Source organism: Atribacterota bacterium (genome assembly GCA_028717805.1).
In the GTDB taxonomy this organism is placed as follows: Bacteria; Atribacterota; Phoenicimicrobiia; order Phoenicimicrobiales; family Stramentimicrobiaceae; genus Stramentimicrobium.
Map to the genome: position 1 here is coordinate 13,364 of JAQUNC010000030.1, position 18,885 is coordinate 32,248.

At 33.5% G+C, this 18,885-nt stretch carries 19 protein-coding genes and 2 riboswitches; of the genes, 2 read left to right on the forward strand and 17 right to left on the reverse strand.

Annotation, left to right across the window (positions count from 1 at the left end; all coding sequences use genetic code 11):
- Positions 1–103 precede the first annotated feature (103 nt).
- Both PHD84_07460 and PHD84_07465 read right to left on the reverse strand, forming a co-directional pair.
- On the reverse strand, positions 104–1,375 hold the full coding sequence (locus PHD84_07460; protein MDD5637634.1) for an ABC transporter substrate-binding protein: 1,272 nt from the start codon (positions 1,373–1,375) through the stop codon (positions 104–106).
- A gap of 461 nt (positions 1,376–1,836) precedes the next feature.
- On the reverse strand, positions 1,837–2,823 hold the full coding sequence (locus tag PHD84_07465; GenBank protein ID MDD5637635.1) for a lipoate--protein ligase: 987 nt from the start codon (positions 2,821–2,823) through the stop codon (positions 1,837–1,839).
- Between the two features lie 285 nt (positions 2,824–3,108).
- Here PHD84_07465 and PHD84_07470 point away from each other — a divergent pair, with 285 nt between their 5' ends.
- On the forward strand, positions 3,109–4,032 hold the full coding sequence (locus PHD84_07470) for an EamA family transporter (GenBank protein MDD5637636.1): 924 nt from the start codon (positions 3,109–3,111) through the stop codon (positions 4,030–4,032).
- Positions 4,033–4,079: 47 nt separating this feature from the next.
- Here PHD84_07470 and PHD84_07475 read toward each other — a convergent pair whose 3' ends face one another.
- From PHD84_07475 to PHD84_07535, 13 genes are all read right to left on the reverse strand, one after another.
- Complete coding sequence (locus PHD84_07475) at positions 4,080–4,946, reverse strand: DMT family transporter (GenBank protein MDD5637637.1); 867 nt, start codon at positions 4,944–4,946, stop codon at positions 4,080–4,082.
- Positions 4,947–5,049: 103 nt separating this feature from the next.
- The gene (gene cysK, locus PHD84_07480) at positions 5,050–5,946 is read right to left on the reverse strand and encodes a cysteine synthase A (GenBank protein MDD5637638.1); all 897 of its coding nucleotides are present in this window, start codon (positions 5,944–5,946) and stop codon (positions 5,050–5,052) included.
- Between the two features lie 313 nt (positions 5,947–6,259).
- Positions 6,260–6,913 carry a hypothetical protein gene (locus PHD84_07485; GenBank protein ID MDD5637639.1) on the reverse strand — a complete coding sequence of 218 codons (654 nt, stop codon included), beginning with the start codon at positions 6,911–6,913 and terminating at the stop codon, positions 6,260–6,262.
- A gap of 139 nt (positions 6,914–7,052) precedes the next feature.
- Positions 7,053–7,370: a hypothetical protein gene (locus PHD84_07490; GenBank protein ID MDD5637640.1), complete on the reverse strand. Its 318-nt coding sequence runs from the start codon at positions 7,368–7,370 to the stop codon at positions 7,053–7,055.
- Between the two features lie 22 nt (positions 7,371–7,392).
- A complete protein-coding gene (locus tag PHD84_07495) occupies positions 7,393–8,151 on the reverse strand; it encodes an NAD-dependent protein deacylase (protein MDD5637641.1) in 759 nt (252 codons plus the stop codon).
- Between the two features lie 87 nt (positions 8,152–8,238).
- Complete coding sequence (gene ychF / locus PHD84_07500; GenBank protein ID MDD5637642.1) at positions 8,239–9,312, reverse strand: redox-regulated ATPase YchF; 1,074 nt, start codon at positions 9,310–9,312, stop codon at positions 8,239–8,241.
- A 39-nt stretch (positions 9,313–9,351) separates the two neighbouring features.
- Complete coding sequence (gene nikR / locus PHD84_07505; GenBank protein MDD5637643.1) at positions 9,352–9,768, reverse strand: nickel-responsive transcriptional regulator NikR; 417 nt, start codon at positions 9,766–9,768, stop codon at positions 9,352–9,354.
- A 262-nt stretch (positions 9,769–10,030) separates the two neighbouring features.
- Positions 10,031–10,243: a hypothetical protein gene (locus tag PHD84_07510; GenBank protein ID MDD5637644.1), complete on the reverse strand. Its 213-nt coding sequence runs from the start codon at positions 10,241–10,243 to the stop codon at positions 10,031–10,033.
- 32 nt (positions 10,244–10,275) lie between these two features.
- Positions 10,276–10,908 (reverse strand): C39 family peptidase, encoded by a 633-nt coding sequence (locus tag PHD84_07515; protein MDD5637645.1) that lies wholly within the window; start codon positions 10,906–10,908, stop codon positions 10,276–10,278.
- 54 nt (positions 10,909–10,962) lie between these two features.
- Positions 10,963–11,050: riboswitch (cyclic di-GMP riboswitch) on the reverse strand.
- Between the two features lie 38 nt (positions 11,051–11,088).
- Positions 11,089–11,175, reverse strand: a riboswitch (cyclic di-GMP riboswitch).
- A gap of 130 nt (positions 11,176–11,305) precedes the next feature.
- The gene (locus PHD84_07520; GenBank protein ID MDD5637646.1) at positions 11,306–12,448 is read right to left on the reverse strand and encodes a D-alanine--D-alanine ligase; all 1,143 of its coding nucleotides are present in this window, start codon (positions 12,446–12,448) and stop codon (positions 11,306–11,308) included.
- Between the two features lie 36 nt (positions 12,449–12,484).
- Positions 12,485–12,727, reverse strand: coding sequence for a MoaD/ThiS family protein (locus tag PHD84_07525; GenBank protein ID MDD5637647.1), 243 nt, complete (start codon positions 12,725–12,727; stop codon positions 12,485–12,487).
- 5 nt (positions 12,728–12,732) lie between these two features.
- Positions 12,733–14,124, reverse strand: coding sequence for a replication-associated recombination protein A (locus PHD84_07530; protein ID MDD5637648.1), 1,392 nt, complete (start codon positions 14,122–14,124; stop codon positions 12,733–12,735).
- Positions 14,125–14,615: 491 nt separating this feature from the next.
- Positions 14,616–15,281, reverse strand: a complete 666-nt coding sequence (locus tag PHD84_07535; protein ID MDD5637649.1) for a hypothetical protein — start codon at positions 15,279–15,281, stop codon at positions 14,616–14,618.
- Positions 15,282–15,652: 371 nt separating this feature from the next.
- Between PHD84_07535 and PHD84_07540 the strand changes: the two genes are divergently transcribed.
- The gene (locus tag PHD84_07540; GenBank protein ID MDD5637650.1) at positions 15,653–16,858 is read left to right on the forward strand and encodes a pyridoxal phosphate-dependent aminotransferase; all 1,206 of its coding nucleotides are present in this window, start codon (positions 15,653–15,655) and stop codon (positions 16,856–16,858) included.
- 36 nt (positions 16,859–16,894) lie between these two features.
- Here PHD84_07540 and PHD84_07545 read toward each other — a convergent pair whose 3' ends face one another.
- Both PHD84_07545 and PHD84_07550 read right to left on the reverse strand, forming a co-directional pair.
- Complete coding sequence (locus tag PHD84_07545; protein ID MDD5637651.1) at positions 16,895–18,112, reverse strand: lysophospholipid acyltransferase family protein; 1,218 nt, start codon at positions 18,110–18,112, stop codon at positions 16,895–16,897.
- A gap of 246 nt (positions 18,113–18,358) precedes the next feature.
- Positions 18,359–18,565 (reverse strand): VOC family protein, encoded by a 207-nt coding sequence (locus PHD84_07550; protein ID MDD5637652.1) that lies wholly within the window; start codon positions 18,563–18,565, stop codon positions 18,359–18,361.
- Positions 18,566–18,885: the final 320 nt, after the last annotated feature.

Consider the following 18,885-nt stretch of genomic DNA (forward strand, 5'->3'; position numbering starts at 1 on the left):
TATTCTGTATCTATCTTAGCAAAACATATTTTTGCCTGGTTAATTACTCTAATATTAATTAACCAGGCAAAAATTATAAAAATATTTACTTGCCAGCTGAAAATTAATAAGTAGCATCTGGTCTGGGGAAAACAAACTCGGCTTCTGCTTCTTCAAAAGGCCATACCACTTTAGGCTCCCCATTAATTACCTGTAAAATAGTAGCTCTAGCAGAGGGATTATCTCCCTTTCCATCAAAAGCAACATGATTGGTAGGATAGGTTTCAACTGCTGGACCAGAGGTTAAGTCAAGTTTTAAAAAGGCGTTACGTAGATTATCTGGATTTAAAGGATCTTCAGGGAATAGATTCCCGGAAAGTTCAAGAGCTTCTTTTAAAATCCACATTCCGTAATAATTCATGCCGGCGCCTTCAGTAGGAATGTGTCCCACCTGTGCTTTATATTCTTCAACAAATTTACGATTTTGGGGAGTATCTTTAGCAGGATTGAAACTGTAAGTGTTACAGTAATTCTCAGCTGTTTTACCCAATGTTTCTATAGACTCCGGATCTGTATATCCACAAGCACCCATACCGGTAATAAATTTGGGAAATAAGTTTAATTCCTTAAAGGCTTGAGCAAAAATGATAGCATCCATAAAATAGGGGCAATGGACTACAAAATCTGCCTTAGCTGTGGCAATGCCATGCACAATAGATGAAGCATCGGTAATATCATAAGGATACTCCTTTTGATAGACAATGGTCAGTCCATTATCTAATGCGGCTTGTACAGCGCCTATGGCATTACTCCTTCCAAAAGAAGAATCTTCGTTTAGAATGGCAATTTTCTCTACCGCTACTCCAGCCTTTTCAGCCGCTTGCAGAACAAATTCTACAGCTGATCTTCCCTGCATACTTGCTTTAGGAGCAGGTCTGAATACATATTGCCGTCCCATCTCAGTGACATCATCCACCAGAGCATCAGCTACCATAATTACTTTTTCTCTTTCAGTAATCTCAGATGCTACTGTGGTTAACCGGCTGATATACAACCCCAAAACAGCAACAGGATGATATTTACTTATAATGCTTTCTGTTGCCAGACGTGCACTCATGGCATCTTCGCCAACATCTTCACTTACTAATTCCAAAGGTATGCCACCTAAGGATTTAATGCCACCGGATTCATTAATATGTTTGACTGCGAATTCCATACCAATTTTCCCTTCTGTTCCAAAGACTGCGTGTGCCCCAGTAAGTGGCTCTAGACAACCAACAACAATTTTATCAGGTAAATTAGCGGAAAATACAGAGAAATTAAATAAGAAGAAACTAATTAAAAAAATAACCACAATACCAAAAAAAGTTTTTGAAATAATATGCTTACTCAACATTTCTATTTATCCTCCTTTATAATTTTTTCTTAATAACACATTACTATCATTTATTTTATTTACTACATCGTCCTCCTTTTTTATTAATCTTGTTCCATTTTATCAGAGGGCTTTTCCCAAGTCAATTTACTCTTTTCTACTCCCGTCAATAATTTATTAATATTTTTTCTTACCTCGAAAATTAAGCATAACATCTTAAAGATAACCTTGGTCATCTTCACGAAGAAACCTAAAGAGGTTACCGATTTATCCTAAGAATACACCAAACTATTTTTTGTCACAAAGGGGTAATATTTATTTAAAGTTACCTGATCGGGGTACTATATCAACTAAAATAACTTATCAATCATAGAAAGAAGAACAGATACTATCTAGATATTCACAGATAGAAACTCACTTTATCTGGCCATTATCATGAATCTTAACACTGGAAGATTATCCGCTGGTCAGAAAGGGAGAAATTAACCAAAGAAAACTGTCATTATTTCTGGTAACGTTATATTTCCAAAATAATACTTTAGGTTAAATCGGGATAGGATTTTTTCTATGGTTTCTGATTCATAACGCTTACTTTGTAATGCCTTCTCGACTTCAGAGACATCACATAAAGATAAAAAATCACCGAATATCTGACAATTTTTTATTGTTCCCTTCTCTACATCAATAAACACTTCCACCTTTCCACCTGAAAATCTACGGGCATTCTTAATACTATAGGGAGGGGAATAACCAAAATTCCACTCCCAGGTACTATACTTATTATCTACCAACTCATTTATTTTTACTAAATCTTCTTCACTCAAAAAATATTGATTAACCTTTTCTCCATGAAATAATTCACTTAAAATAGATTCCCGAAATTCTTCAATCGTAATTTGCTGTTTGAAATAGGGCTTTAGATTGGTAACACGACTGCGTATTGATTTAATTCCTTTTGATTGAATCTTATCAACTCCCACTTGAAGCACCTTTGCCATTAACTCTAAATCTGTATCGAAAAGCAGAGTCCCGTGATGAAGAAGTTTATTTCTGAAAAGACGTTGTGCATTACCAGAGATTTTTTTACCTTCAACGCTTATATCATTACGACCTGTTAATTGGGCAGGAATACCTAATTTATTCAATGCCACCACAACAGGTAGAGCAAATTTCTTAATGTCTAAATTTGAAGGCTTACTTAAACGTTTCAGAAAAGTAAAATTCAAATTACCTAAATCCTGGTATACTGCCCCTCCCCCAGAAAGTCTACGCACAACTTTAATGTTCCGCTCATTTACAAAAGGCATATTGACTTCTTCAATGGTATTCTGATTATTCCCAACCACAATAGTCGGTGTATTTTGCCATAGAAAGACAATATCTTCCTTAATATTTCTATTTTTCAATATATACTCTTCCAAAGCCAAATTAAAATAAGGATTTAAAGAATTACTATCAATATATTTCATCTCTAACTCCTGGAAATATTTTTATTACATTTATTGTTATGGGAAAGGGATTGATAATCTAAATTATTTTCATTTTCTCTTTCAATAAATAATATATTTATAACTTCAGTTAGCAGTCCCTTTAAAATATTAATTCATAATTGCTTATTTGGCAACTTATATTGTTAGGCAGAGTTGTTATTAATAAAAATCTAATTAATCTGAAAAGGTTTCCATTCAGATTGTTTTCCTTTATAATAAATAGTTATGGAACAATACGAATAATCAATATTGAAGGAGCCACTTTTGCTTAAAAAAACAAAAGGATATCTTCTGATAGCCACCGCTGGAGCTCTCTGGGGAACAGTTGGTTTTTTGGTCACAAAATTACTGGATGCTAAACTCCCCCTCTCTACCATCATTTTTTATAGAATGTTCTTAGCTTTTTTTTTACTTTTTTTCTTTCTTCTTTTTACAGATAGTGCTAAATTAAAAATTGACCGAGTACTATTAAAATATGTTATAGCAATTGGTTTAATTAGCCAATGTCTTTTTAACATATGTTATTTTAGTGCTATAAAACTAACCTCTATCGCCACTGCGGTAACTTTGCTCTACACCGCACCCATCTTTATTGCCATAATGGCTCGAGTTTTTTTCCATGAATTTTTTACTAAAAACAAGTTGCTGGCTTTACTGTTGTGTGTGTTTGGTTGTTTTCTTGCTGTTACCGGCGGTAATTGGAAAAATATAGAATTTAGTTCAATAGGAATACTGCTGGGAATAGCCTCTGGAATAACCTATGGCTCTTTGACTATTTTCAGTAAACCTATTGCTCATAAATATCATTCCCATACTATTGTCTTTTATTCTCTTGGTTTTGGCATTCTTTTCTATTTGCCATTGGCACAACCCATGGTTCTATGGCAATCAACTATTAATGCTCTAACCTGGTTTTATATCCTATCTCTCAGTATTATCTCTACCATCATTCCCCTTCTTTTTTATTGTGTTGGTTTGTCAATGGGAGTAGAAGCCTCTCAGGCTGGTATCATTAGCACTGTTGAAGTAGTTGTATCAGTTATAGTATCCCATTTCTTTTTGCAGGAACTACTCTGGGGCTGGAAATTAATGGGCATTCTAATGGTTATAGGTTCAGTAGTCCTGGTTCGGCTAGATAAGCTTATTAGAATAAATGGAAAGGCTAGCCTTAATAATGAATCTGCTTAGACAAGTATTCAGATACAGATATAAAATCTTTATTTTTCACTCTATTCTTATTTCTTATTAACTAGAAAAACACCGCTTAATACTACTAGAGCACCCAGGACGAAGGACATAGTAATCTGTTCGCCTAAAATTAGAATAGCCAATGCTGTTGCCCATACTGGAACAAAATTGATAAATATTCCAGTTTTGGAAGCTCCTATTTTCTCCAATCCTTCGTAATACCAGATATAAGCTAAAACAGTTCCCAGTATCGATAGAGCAAAAACACTTATCCAAATCTCTGTAGAGAATTGAAGAAATTTAAAAAGCTGCCCTTCCTGCCAGGCTGGAATAGCAAGTAAGCAAGTTCCAGTAAGACAGGCTAAAGTAATGGCAGTTAATGGTGGCATTTCTTGAATAACTAATTTACTTATTATGGTAAAGGTTGACCAGCATATTACACATCCCAGAATATACAATTCTCCTATGCCGATATCCCCAAAAGTCATAAAACTTAATTGACCCTTAGTGATAACTATTATGGCACCTATAAAGGAAAGGATGATCCCAAATATTTTTATAGAATTGATTCTTTCTCGGAAAAAAAGAAAAGAAAGAATAGAAATTAAAGCTGGATTCAAAGAAACAATTATGGAAGCCCTGGAGGCATGAATAAATTTCATGCCAGAAAAGAAAAGGTAGTTATAGCCAGCAATGCCAGAAAGAGCTAAAAAGAATATCTGAAAGACTATTTTTAATTTGAAATTGGGTAGCTTGATGGGTCTACTCAATAAGAACAAAAGTAAGAACAAGCTTGCCACTAAAAATCTAAAAAAAGAAGCAGTAAATGGAGGAAGTGCTTGTGATAATACCCTGGCCGCAATAAAGGTGCCCCCAAAAAACATGGCTACCAAAGAAAGTTTCAGATATAACAAAAACTTATTGACTATTTTGGGCATATATATAAATAAAAGGAAAATAATATTAAGGATTTTCTACCTGTTTTTTACTGCTAATACACCTTACAGTGTGTTGTATTCATAAAAGAGCAGTACTGAAATATCTTTCTGCTCTATCTGGTAATACAGTAACAACCCTATTTCTGCCATTATCTAAATTCAAAGCAGCAAACACGTTTGCTCCTGAAGAAGTACCTACTAATAATCCTTCCTGAAATGAAAGAAGGCGGGTAGTTTTAATTGCCTCTTCATCAGAAACCGTTATAACAAAATCTACCAGGTTTACATCCAGGACACCCGGAATAAATCCATCTCCGATACCTTGAATCTGATGTAGCCCTGGTTCTTTACCCAGTAGGGCTGCGCTGTTCTTGGGCTCCACTGCTACAATTTTTATGGCAGGATTTTTCTCTTTTAAAAACTGGCCCATACCCTGAAGTGTTCCGCCACTTCCCACGCCAGCAACAAATATATCAATTTCACCCTTAGTATCTTCCCAGATTTCTGGACCCAAAATCTTGTAGTGTGTCTCTGGATTCTTGGGATTAACAAATTGATCAGCTACAAAATATCTCTCTGGTTCCCTTTTTATTATTTCTCTCATCTTGTTAATGGAACCAGTTAGGCTTTCTTCAGCAGGAGTGGCAATAATTTTACCACCAAAGGCATGAATTATTTTTTTTCTTTCTTCACTCATATTTTCAGGCATCACACAGACTACCTTGTAACCTTTCTGAACTCCAATAAGTGTTAAGCCTATGCCTGTATTGCCAGAGGTTGCCTCAATAATAGTCATCCCTGGTTTTAAGATCTTTTCTTTTTCTGCCTCTTCAATGATATATTTTGCTACACGATCTTTAATGCTACCTCCAGGATTTAGAAATTCCGCTTTAGCGTATACATTTCCTGATGATATCTTTTCTAAACGAAGAAGTGGGGTATTGCCTATTGCCTTGATGATATTATTAATTAACATGTTATTGCCTTCCTATTCTGATTTATCTTCTAATTTTGGTCGGGAAATAAATTATAAACACTAAACACAGTTAGTAAAAATATAATAACAAATGATATCAAAATTATCATCTTTTCGCAAGAAAAAAAGCACCTGCAGAGTTGATAGCTTTAATAGGTCTCTTAAAGCGGAAAGATTTCTTTCAGTCAATAAATATTATTAATAGCGATAGGTTGGTGATAAAGAAAGGTTACGGTAAATCTTTTATTAATAGAAAATTTCAAAATAATAAAACCTAAAAATATCTTGGCTAACACGTGGTAAAACGAAGTAATTATGGTAATCTCAAACTTGATTGAGGATTTATACTTTTATCTTTCCAGCTAATCTGGTTACGTTCTTTCATTATCTCTAGAGTTCGATAAATATCTGCCAGGGAATACTGATTAGGCATAGCATATACCAATTCTTGAGCAGTAACTTGTTCTTTCTCTCGCAATAATTCCTTTAGATACATAATGATTAATTCACTAATATCTTTATACTTATCTTCTTCTCCTGACGGAACGGATTGTGGAAATGTTACATCATTCTTATTTGAATATACTTCTTGTTGTTTTTCAGAAATGTCATCAGCCTTTCGATTCAATTTCTGGTTAATTTCCATTTGCATTTCTTTTACATATTGGATTTGCTTTTTAACTTCCTTTAATTCATTAAGGTTTATATTTTCATTGGAAAGAGCTATATCTTCATCTCTGTTTCTTTGATTATTTTCTTTCATCTTAAAATAAGCAATTTCATAAATATATTGCGATAAGTATTCTAAGTTATCAACATTCTGCTTCATTTTGATAATCAGTAATTCAATCTTTTTTATTATTTGTATAGACCATAGATAAAAAATAATACCCAAACACATCGCCAGAACAATCATAATAATAGATAGCCAGGGTGCCGTCTGTCCAAGTAATATAATATTTTCCATTTTTTACTCCCTTTAAAAGAAATGGAATAAACAACTTAGGTCTTTCTTCTGTCAGTTAGTATATCTTAATTTGTATGATTAAATCATTTTATTTAACAACTCCAGCGGTAAAGAATTTCTTCATAATTCAATAAAATGGTTATATTTCTTCGCTTTCCTGTCTTGGTGCCTTACTTAATTGATCGGGCATCTCCATATTTTTTTGTTTTGTCTTTTCTTCAATAATCTGGTTATCCGGAGAAGAGCTTTTAGGCAAAACTAATTCTTCGTTATACAGAATTTTAGGCAATCGTCCTAAGCGTATAGTGCTGATATCTAATCCTTTGGACATTTCAGTAACCATGAGCGAAAATTGGGTATAAAGACGATAGAATAATATAGCTAGCCAGATAGTAAACAAACAGATAAGCACAGAGAGAAAGGATAGTATAATAACAACTATTTCTGAATAACTCATAACTTACCTCACTTAATAATCACTATACTCCCATATGTTTACAAACTTCGGATAGGAAAACGCCAACATCCTGGTGTACTACAATGGTAGCTTTATTATCTAAATGGGTTTCCATATAATTAATAATAATCAGATCACCCTTCCGGGCTAAACTATATTCAGGTAATAAATTAGCCGGGGAAACCTGTAATGATGAACCTGCCACTAAAAACAGATCAGCCTTATTTGCTTCAGCAATTGCTTCTTCCAGGTTGGATAGCATTTCACCGAATAGCACTACATCCGGTTTAAAAACACCACCACACTGACAATAAGGAACTTGTTGATCATTATTCTTTATTTTTTGTAATAATAAACAGGAAGAAATTTTTTCTCCACATTTAGTACAGATAGCCTGGGATAAATTGCCATGAATTTCCAAAACATTCTTTGACCCTGCTTTTTGATGCAAATTGTCAATATTCTGGGTTATTAGTACTTTTAAATAATCCGCCTGCTCCAACTGAGCAAGGGCATAATGAGCCTGGTTGGGAGCAACATTATCTAATTCTTCTATTCTGGGACGATAAAAATGATAAAATCGAGCAGGATTTTCCTGAAAAGCCTGTATACTAGTTACTTCTATTGGATTTACCTTAGACCACAAACCTTTACCCGGAGTCCGGAAGTCTGGGATACCGGAAGCAGTGCTTACTCCGGCGCCTGTTAAACAGACGGTATATTTTGAGCTCTGTATTAACTTGCTTACTTCTGTTATTTTTTGCTGTTCGATTGCTACCATTCCTATCGTTGGGAATATCTGATATCCCCTAAATTCCCTCCTTTGATAAATAATATCTTATATATATTATTCCATGAAATTATTTTTTTAGACATTAAATCTAAAATTAACAATATCACCATCCTCAATAAGGTAGTCTTTCCCTTCCACCTTTAATAAACCCTTTTCTTTTATTTTTGGCATTGACTTATATTGTATAAAATCCAAAAAACGTACTACTTCCGCTCTTATAAATCCCCTCTCAATATCGCTGTGGATTTTACCTGCTGCTTTTATCGCTGTGGTACCTTTATAAATAGTCCAAGCCTTTACTTCATCTTTCCCCACTGTAAAGAATGATATCAAACCAAGATGTTCATAAAGAACACGAGAGAGCCTTTCTATGCCTGTTTCTTTAAATCCTAAATCCTCTAAAAATACTTTTCTCTCTTCTTCTGAGAGTTCATTTATTTCCATTTCCAACTTTCCACAAACAGATATACTTGCCATTTGATGATCTTGAATAAATTGGCTGAACTTTTCATGATTCGGAAATTTATTGTCATTTATGTTTTTCTCATCAAGATTTATTGCGAATATAACCGGTTTTAAAGTAAAAAATCTAAATCCACTTAATAATTTCAATTCTTCTTCGCTTAAGTCTTGAGTAATTAACAATTGATCAGAAATTAAATGTTTCTGACATCTTTCTAAAATTTGTTTTTCCATCTCTTCCTGGTTGGTTAATTTTCTTTTCGATTCACTTAAACGGGCAATTCTGTTATCTATTACTTCTAAATCGCGAAGTAAGATTTCATAAATTAAACTTTCTGCTTGATAAAAAGGATCTGTACTTCCGGGAATCCTGCTATCATTAAAAACTCGAATAACTATTAACAGTGCATCAACATTTTGTATTTGACTAAAAACTTCCTGCTTTACTTTATCAGGCATATCAGATGAAATACCTGGTATATCAATTATTTCAATATTGGCATGAATTGTTTTTTTAGGTTGATATATTGAACTTAAGGCATCCACTCTCTCATCAGTCACTTTTACTACACCAATATTTTTTGCTTTATGGGAAGAGAATAATTCTGTTTCTTTATGTTGACTAGTTAAAAGGTTAAACATAGTGGTCTTCCCGGTTAAAGGCATTCCTAAAATACCTATATTCATGATTCACCTCACTGGATATCTTAAGAGCAAAGATAAATTTTAGATTAACTCTTTCCCGCAGGTAGCCATAGCTAAATTACCATATTTAACACCCTTCACTGCTTTCAGCTTATCGGTAAGCTGCTCTAAGGAACGGGCTTTACCATGTACAATAATTACTTCCAGGCAGTTATCATGATCTAAATGTATATGCTGTGTGGAAATAATCATGTGATGACAAGAATGTTGTAAGGTTGTTAATTTCTGAACTAATCCTCTTTTATGATGACTGTAAACCAGGGTAATAGTGCCAGCAACCTTTTCGTTTTTAATCCATTCTTTTTCCACCAGCTCTTCCCTGATTAAATCTCTAATTGCTTCAGATCGATTTTTATATTTTTGCTCTTTAAGATGAAGGTCAAATTTTCGTAATAGCTCATCTTCTAAAGAAATACTAAAACGAACTAAATGAGACATAAGGCAAATAATCCTTTTAAAGTGTTATTTCTTTATATAATAATAACACAACAGATTTCTACCAGCAAGCTTGGAGATTTTTTAAAAACACTACTTAGGGTATACTTTGTCTGATTTAAGGGAAACTCTCGTTTAATTTTAGAAAATAAAAGACCCTATATACCACAAATTAATTATATAGGGTCTTTTATTTTCTAAAATCTGTTTATTATTTCGTTTACCAAAATATTTCCATCAGAAATTAGCCAGACTGGTAAGAACATCATTTGCTTTTTTCTAATTTGATGCATCTTGGAGCAGTAATTTTCTTAGCATACCTCAATGCTTTTTTCTCACTGGAAAAAATGCGGTCTCCAATCAATATGGGTGGACAAATGATTTTACCATTATAGGTCTGGTAACCAAACTTAACCAGATATTCGCCCTGATTTTCTGAAATTTCACAATAGTCGTAACTATTCCTTTCAAGATTCATACCTTCCATACCTCTCATTTATCTACTAACACTTATAGATAAGTTGGGGCAATAACAATAGCCATGCTATATAGAGTATTCGAAGTTAGATTCAAATGCATAAACTGCTCATAAGAGATAGTATAATTCTTACCAATGGTTGGATCATTAGTTATTATTTCTCTTTTCTCAGCATCAAATCCAATAATTACACGGGCATGAGCCAAGGGATTGCTCTCTTTATATTTCTGAATAGCTATCAAAGGAATCTGATTGGATAAATACTCTTCAATCTCTTCCATGGTCAAGACAGTAAAAGAAGCTTCAAAACCTAAATCTTTGGCAAACTTAACCATTTTATAAATATCTCCCAATCCATCTGGTTTAATTATTTTCTGAGCTAATTCTTGTTGGCTAATGGTAAGTCCCAAAAAATCGAGAGTCATTGCAGCCGAAGCAGGTAGACACCAATTAACTCCGGCATATTTCTGATAAGGAACCTCCAGATAAATCGAGCTGGCTTTAGCCTTATATTCTTTTTCTGGGTCTATGCTACCATCCAGATAGTTTTCCTGATTAACAAGATCTGTTTCCGGTAAAACTCCACTACAGGATGTTAAAAAGAATACAGTTCCAATGATGATTAAAACTTTACTGATTTTCATTAACTTCGCCCAAACTCTCATTTTATACTCCTTTATAAGCAGTTGAAAGGCATCAAAGTTTGGGCAAAGATAAAAGGTGGCAGTCTGGCGACCATAGTCTTTTTTTGACTTTAGGCCCAAAACTTTGCGCCCTATTCTTTCGAATAGTTTGCCTTTTTCAACCTTAATTTTATTTTCTATATTTTTTCAAAAAGAAAAGAAGTCGGTAGCCTGGCAATCTTAACAGTCTCCTGCCTTAGATCCAGTGCTTTGCGCCCTATTCTTTCGAATAGTTTGCCTTTTTCAACCCCTAATTGACTTCTATTTAATTAATACTTGTATTAGCAATTATTAAATTAACAATGTTCTGTTTTATTCTACTATATATATTCCCTAAATCAAATTTTTTAGACAATATTTTAAAAAAAAATAAAAAATTTTATTTTTCCAATAATTTTGAAGGATAATCTATTTTATTTGATAACTTATCTTGATAACGCTCCAGGGCTAGTTGTATTAATTTATCTATCAATTCTCTAAAGCCAATTCCGCTTTTTTCCCATAATTTAGGATACATACTAGCCTGGGTAAAACCGGGAATGGTGTTAATCTCATTTAAATATATCTGATAAGAATTTTTTCTTTTCTGCACCAAAAAATCAACTCGGGCAAAACCAGCAGCATCAATGGCTAAAAAAGCGAGTTTAGAAATATCTTGAATCTGTTTGGCAATTTTATTTGGTATTCCAGCTGGAATAATTAATTGGGTATTTTCATCAATATACTTGGAATCATAATCATAATATTTACCTGCTGGTTTCACCTCTCCCACTACAGAAACTTCGGGTTCATCATTACCCAAGACACTACACTCCACCTCAATATTGTCTTCTACTCCTTCTTCTATGATAATTTTGCGGTCATAGGCTGTAGCTAAATTAATAGCAGAGGCTAATTCATCTCTTTTTTCCACCTTACTGATACCTACACTGGATCCTAAATTTGTTGGTTTAACAAAAAGAGGGAAGCATAGTTCCTTTTCAATTTCTGTTAATATTTTTTCTGGCTCAGAACTCCATCTCTTCCGTTTTATCATTATCCATCTGGTGTGAGGCAGACCTGCTTGCTGAAAAATCTTTTTCATTAACTCTTTATCCATTGATAAGGAAGAGGCAACTACGCCTGAACCCACATAGGGAATATCAATTAATTCTAATAAACCTTGAATAGTACCATCTTCACCATATGGTCCATGTAATACTGGAAAGATAACATCTAATTTTTCCAAAAAAGAATAGTTTATTTCATTATTCTTCTTGTTAATGATAATAAACTGATGCTCATCTGTTTTACTTTCCCAGCATATAATCTCTTTTCCTTCAATCCTTCCAGTCAGTAATGCACGACAGCTATCTTCAGGAGATAACCAATAACCATTCTTGGTAATACCAATTGGTATTGCTTTATATTTTTCGGGATTAATGGCTTTAATAACTGAGGAAGCTGAACAGAAAGAAACCTCATGCTCACCAGATTTACCTCCAAACAATATTCCTACTTTTATTTTTTTTTGCTGTTTCATTTTATTCCTTTCTTAAGGCTACCAATGAGATAGGTTTTAACCTCCGCCTATAACTGGAAATACTTCAACCATATCTCCCTCAACTAATTGATAATCGAAATTGGTAATCTTCTTATTAACTAACACCATTCCCACAAAACCTATGGCTTCTTGAGGCAAAAAACGGTTCAAAATCGATGTAATATCTTCTCCATTATCGAGGTTTAATTTCAATAATCTATTGCAATTATCCTGTAGGTATTTTTCAAAACCAGAATAAAACTTTATGCTTACCTTCATAGCAATCACTCCCTGTTTATGTTCTCCTCTTTAGGAATAGCCTTTTTTATACTTTTTTTCTGCTGCAACAATGTTTTCATTTTTTTTCTCTGTTCCATTATCTCTTTAATTTTCCCCTCCAATCCTCTTCCGGAAGGGAAATAATATTTTCTTTCTACCAGCTGATCAGGAAGATGTTGTTGGTCAACAAATGCATCCCGATAATCGTGGGCATACTGGTATCCTGCTCCATAACCCATATCTTTCATCATCGAAGTTGGAGCATTACGAATAACAAAAGGTACCGGCAATGGACCATATCTCTTTATATCCTGACCGGCTAGTTGTCTACCTTTATAAAGAGCATTACTTTTTGAGGTATTAGATAGATAAACCGCAGCCTGTATTAGAGCTAAATCTCCCTCTGGCATTCCAAGAAAATGAACTGCCTGCATTGCTGATACTGCAACAGAAAGTGCTTGAGGATCTGCATTTCCAATATCCTCCGAGGCAAACCTGATGAGTCTACGGGCAATATAAAGGGGATCCTCGCCTGCTTCAATCATACGGGTAACCCAATAAAGAGCTGCATCAGGATCAGAATCGCGCATACTTTTATGTAATGCTGAAATGAGATTATAATGTTCCTCACCACTTTTATCATAACGAAGGATATTTTTCTGTACAACTTGCTGAATTAAGTCTCTATCTATTTTAATTTTATCCTTATCCTTAAAGTGGGCAATTCTGGTATTCACAGCAAATTCAAGTATATTTAAAGCTATCCTGGCATCTCCATAAGATAGCCCGGTAATAAGATTAATTATCTCTTCATCTATTTCCAGAGGTAAGTTTCCATAACCATTCTCTATATCAGCTAAAGCACGCTGAATAATTCTGGATAAATCCTTCTCGGTGAGAGAATCGAGCACATAAACACTTGAACGTGACAATAGGGGAGAAATCACTTCAAAAGAAGGATTTTCAGTAGTAGCCCCAATCAATATAATAGTCCCGTCCTCCACATAGGGGAGAAAGGCATTTTGCTGATTTTTATTAAAACGATGAATCTCATCTACAAAGAGAATAGTCTTCTGCTGATGAAAAGTCCAGCGCTGTTTAACTTCTTTAATGATTTCCTTTAAATCAGGAATACCGGAAGTAACAGCACTAAACTGGACAAAAAAACTTTTGGTCATTTGGGCAATAATCATAGCCAGGGTAGTTTTCCCTGAACCCGGGGGACCCCACAAAATAATTGACTGTAGCTGATCTTTCTCAATAGCAATGCGCAAAGGCTTGCCCTTGCCAATAATCTTTTCCTGCCCTACAAATTCCTCCAGATTTTTTGGCCGCATTCGGTCAGCTAAGGGAGCTAATTTGGTTATTTTTTTTGCCTGTTGATGAAAAAGATCCATTATTTTTATCCTTGATTACTTTTATTTTATTATCTTATCATTTTTTTAATATTTTTAAAATAACTAAAAACAAGCGGTTTCTGAACACTTTCTTCCTGAACTTTGCCTATCTGTAGATTTAGAGTGAAAACTTCTTAATCTTAATTAAATTCTAATCTTCTATCCTCTATTGCAAATTGTAAAAGAAATAAAATAATTGTGAAGAAAAAAGGTAAAAAGTAGACTACCTAAAATAATTGAACAAGTAGTTGGTATTGCATTCTAATCTTAGTTTGTTAAAAGATAGTCAGAAATATTATTTTCATGATATTAAAAAGAAATTATTGACTATTACTATGGCTTGAGTTACTTTATTGTATGTTATCCTTGTAACGATTTATATGCGTTCAGAATTTGGATTTAGTTGAATATATTTACAAATTGAAAATAGCTCACTATGAACTTAAATATTTAACTTGAATAAAACTAAAAGCGATATTTCAAGGTCTGATTTATTTAACTTTTAGGTCATTATTCCTAAAAATGATTTTATAAGTATTATCAATTGCTTCATGCTCTACTTGTGTTGCATCAAATTTAAATAATTTAAAAGTAATCTGTATCCAAAATCCGATGGTAAGTGCCGCTAAGATAGTTCCAACTCCAACCATACCGCCTAATTTCCACCCAATGATAACTACTAACACTTCAATTATTCCCCGACAGATGCCAATGGGTAAGCCTGTTTTTCTGGTAAGTGCAACCATTAAACTATCCCTGGGTCCTGCGCCAAGCCCTGGTTTCATATAAAAGTAGGTCCCTAGGGCAATAATTATTAAACCTACAATTAACATGGGAATACTCCATATAAAATTATTTGCTATCGGTATAATATGAAGTGAAATAATAATATCTAAAAAGATACCAATTAGTACCATATTAAAAATAGTGCCCAGTCCCAGTTTCTCTCCGAGAAATATAGATAAGAGGCCAATAATAATACTGATTATAATTGATGCATTACCAATGCTGATATCGGTTGTCTTAGCTAATCCTGCATGGAAAACATCCCATGGAGCATATCCTATATGTGCATTTATGGTAATGGCGATACCCAATGCAAAAAGGAAAAGCCCCCAGGTTAATTGAAAAACACGCACTAAGTATAATTGTCTCACAGTATAAACCTTTCTGAACTGATTTGTTAAATAAACATAATAGACTAACTAACGTATTTTGGAGTATATATATGATGTTTATTATAGAGATGTACATGGCAAAGTCAATAATCCACTTTCTTTTTTGTTTTATCATTTTATAGCTTGACCCATAATATTTATATTAGTACACTATGAGATAAGGGAAAAGAAGGCGCTTCTAAATTAGTAATTATTTACAGAATTTTGATTGGACTAAAGATATTAAAAGATCAGGTAAAAATATAGAGGCAATCTGGTTAAGAATTAGAATTAGGCATCAGGTTTTCCTGATAATATATGATAATTTCTGAACAAAATATAAAGAATAAAAAAATGAAGAGGAATGGTAAATGAAGAAACATTACAATTTTGATCAAATTATCCCACGGGGCTGTGATAGCGGTTCTTATAGTGTAAAATGGCAGAGTTTTGAACATAAATTCCCTGGTTACGATGTTCAGGGAGCTTTAGGTATGTGGATAGCAGATATGGATTTTTTATGTCCATCTGAGGTTATCACAGCGGTTAAAAAAAGAGCTGAACATGGAATCTATGGGTATGTTTCACCTGATGCTGTAGAAGCTTTTAAAAAAGCTGCTGCGGGATGGTTTGATAGGCGCTATAATTATCAAATCCCTACTGATTGGATGCTCTTTATTAGTGGTGTGGTACCCTCAATAAATGCTGCTATTCAAGAGTTTACCAAACCTGGAGATGGGGTCATTATACAAAATCCTGTTTACTATCCTTTCCGGGAAAGTATTGTAAATTGTGGAAGAAGAGTACAAAATAACCAGTTAATTGAAAAAAAAGGTTTTTACAGTATGGATTTTAAAGGCTTAGAAGAGTTAGCAAAAGATCCTGATACTAAACTCATTATACTTTGCAATCCCCACAATCCGGTAGGTAGAGTTTGGACCAGGGATGAATTGTATCGTGCTGGCAAGATCTGTTTGGATAATGAGGTATTAATTTTCTCTGACGAGATTCATGCCGATTTGATAATGAAAGAACACAAGTTTATTACAGCTGGGAAATTACCAGATACCATCACTCAGAATCTTATCATCTCTTATGCACCCAGTAAGACATTTAATATAGCTGGCCTGAGCGCCTCACTAATTGTAATTCCGAATAAGGAAATAAGAGAAAGATTGACTAAGAGAATGATTATTAATAATTATCCTGATCCTAATGTATTTGCACCTATCGCTGGTGAAGCTGCTTATCTTTACGGGGATAGTTATGTAGATGATTTAACAGAATATGTAGAGAATAACTTTGATTATGTTATTGAATATCTTAAGGATAATTTAACAGATATACACATGAAAAAACCTGAGGGAACATACTTGGCCTGGATTGATTTCAGAGGAACTGGATTAAGTAATAAAGAAATCTATTCCTTGATATTGGAAAAGGCAAAGATAGCTGTAGACCTGGGAGAGTGGTTTGGCTCAGGAGGAGAAGGATTTATGAGATTTAACTTTGCCTGTCCCAAATCAACAGTGGTCACAGCTATGCAACGACTTAAAAATGCATTTCAAAACTTATAATTTAGAACATTAAGAATGAATTTGTTCTGTTTTTGCCTAATCTATTTTTTCTCGGGTAATGCCAATGGATTGTACCCATTTATAGGCAGACAAATGCGGATTTTTAAATTTACACCGGTACATTTTCTTATCATGATAATTAAACTCCAGCACTGCTTGAAACTGAACACTAAGACCGGTAATTTTCCCTAATTGAAATCGGCACTTCTCTCCATCCGGAAATTCAAAATACAACTCTTTTTGATTTAAACATAAGTTCCCCTCTCCCATATAAGCAAAGGGCTGGCTAAGGCTACCGACAAACATTTCAACCTCATTATCTCTTAAAATATCTTTACAGTCTTGGTTTTTGATATTGTATTTTTCTGTAATAAACTCTCTTAAAAAGAGATTCTGCCATCGATTCCAATCTCTGAGGTTATCAAAATACAATTTTTTCTGTAAGCCTTCCAAAAAACCATATTGATTGTAAATCACACTGTAGTGACATTGCTGGCAGGATAATTGATTACCATGAGAAATAAGTGTATTAAGGGACTGACAATTAGGACAGGTAAATAAAAGATGTTCCAGGTTCTCTGCTAAATCTTTACCGATATATTTACTATATTCCTTTCTCTGATAATCTACTTCATCATGAGCAAGGTACTGCTTTATTTTGTCTTCAATCTGCTCTAATGATAATGCACGACACTCATCTTTAGTAAGACACAAAGTATAAGATAAGTCTACCCTACCTTTTCTTGATACTTTTGCCCACCGTGGATAAGCAAGATACCCGCCTCTTATCTTTACCGTTACTACGGGTACATCTAATTTCTTAATTAATTTTGCTGTAGCGCATAAAGTCTTAAAATCAGTAGTTCCATCCCATTTCCGTTCACCTTCAGGGAAAATACCCAATATTCTTCCGTTATCTTTAGCTCGAAGCAATCTTTTAATGGGTAAATATTGTTTCATATATCTCTTTTTAGGAATAGAGCCGACTGAATTGAGAATGAGACGGAATAAAGGATTTCTGAAATAAACCGCCTCAGCAATGTAGCATATTGGTTCCTCAACAAACATATTTACTAAAAAGGGATCCCAGTAAGTTACATGATTAGCCAAAACAAGATAGGAGGGATTCAAACTATTAGTATCATTTTTTGATACATGGATATCTATCTTCCAATGTAAATACACGCTGGTTAAAAATCGTAATATTTTCCCCCAAGGAGGTTTAATTTTTTTAACTTCTTTATAATAATACATTATTTATTTTTTCTATAACAATTTTCATTATTCTACAATTATATTCCATAATGTGGCAAATATTATTTATTTCATTCCACCGAAAAATAAATCAGGGAGGAGGGAAAATTAAAAATAAAGGTTTCAAAGCATTTAAAATCTATTAATGAGTGTTTATGACATAATTATCACAATAACAATTTAAACCATCACTATTGAATGTTTATTAAAAATACTATAAGCCCAATATCTTTGCTTGCATTAATTTTAGCTCCATTTTTGTATTTCAATTATATTACCCTCCGGATCTTTGTCATATACTACATGTATTTTCACTACACTATCAATATGCCCCATAACTGTTTCTCCTACTGTCGTTCCTCCATTTTCTTTTAGCTTAGCCAAACAATTCTCAACATCGTCAACCACAAAGGAAATATGACTATGGGTTTTGGGGTCTATAATTGAAAACACCTACTGAAATTTTACACTATCCAATAATAGAGTTTTACTAATTTTTTATTAAACAGATTATAGAATAATGATATAAATGGAAAAGAATAAATCAAAAAATTGTATTTGCTTTTATATAAGCTTATTCTATAGTTAGTGTTTATTTTAAAATATAAACCCTCCAGGTTTTTTATTTAATTTTGTTTTATTTACTCCTATAATGGAAAACCAAAAAAAATAATATAATCTCACATTGTTATCTATCTACTGCTGTTAGAAATTTAGTCAAACTTATTATTAAGATACTTAATAATTTCTTTCTCCATTTCCTCTTTCAAATG